The sequence below is a fragment of the Bartonella sp. AD328YNZD genome, from assembly GCF_042196425.1.
This window is the reverse complement of the sequence record NZ_JBHIQG010000618.1, coordinates 1-954: the sequence shown is the minus strand read 5'-3', so window position 1 is coordinate 954 and position 954 is coordinate 1. Positions and strand designations below refer to the sequence as shown.

Genomic DNA, 954 nt, shown 5'->3' with positions numbered 1-954 from the left:
CTGTTTGCAAGTGGGAAAAAAGAGGATCTATCTCCGTAATAAATTATCTAAAGCTGCAAAAGTTGAAGGATAGTTCTAGCTCTAGTTCTGCTTTTATTGCTGCTCATACAGATAATAATGAACAGCAACAGCATCATTCACATTCTTAAACAGGCAAAAATAAAGAGATCAAATTAATAGATTACGCGCCACCATACGCGCACATATAAATAGGCAACAGCCTTAAGGGGGGGATTATGATCACTCATTTATATTTAATAAAAAAAGGGGATGCGCATGTCTAATGGTATGCCGTGGATAAGATTTCATTTGTATGACTGGATAAGTGGTACAGATGGGATGACGTTGGAACAACGGGGCGTTTATATAACGCTTATTGTACGCATGTACGATAAGAAAGCACCAATTAAAGAAGATTTTGAAACGCTTTCACGCGCTTGCAATTGTTCACGAAAAAAATTCGCAACTATCGTCGAATATTTAATGAGGAATGATAAAGTTATTGAGACAGATAATGGATTGTGGAATACACGCGTTGAAGAAGAGCTAAACGATTTTGCTGATAAAAAAGAGCATATATCACAAGTTCGTAGTGAAGCTGGTAAAAAAGGTGCACAAGCAAAAAACAATATAAAACAACATGTTAATAATTTTGCTGAAGCAAACGACAAGCAAAATGATTTTTTTGCTGAAGCAAAAGATAAGCAAAATCTAGCTATAAAGAACCAGAATAAGAATAATATATATAAAAAAAATAAAACTATCGTTTTATCAAAAAAAGAAATTGATTTTGAAGATTTAGAAATCACTGATTTGGTTCAAGAGCCAATCGAGGTTGCTGCTGTTGAGACCACATCAGAGCAAAACGAAACGATAGCAGATAACCAATCTCCCATTCACGAGCAGACAAGCGTTCCGAAAAAAGCTAAGCGGTCAAAAGCTAATCGGGGCTGT

Annotated in this window: 1 protein-coding gene; it reads left to right on the top strand. The window is 35.5% G+C overall.

All coding sequences use genetic code 11. The features are described 5' to 3' along the window. Window positions 1–276 precede the first annotated feature (276 nt). Window positions 277–954: YdaU family protein (locus tag ACFIO3_RS14070; protein WP_375704685.1), on the top strand; the 678-nt coding region annotated here is incomplete at its 3' end.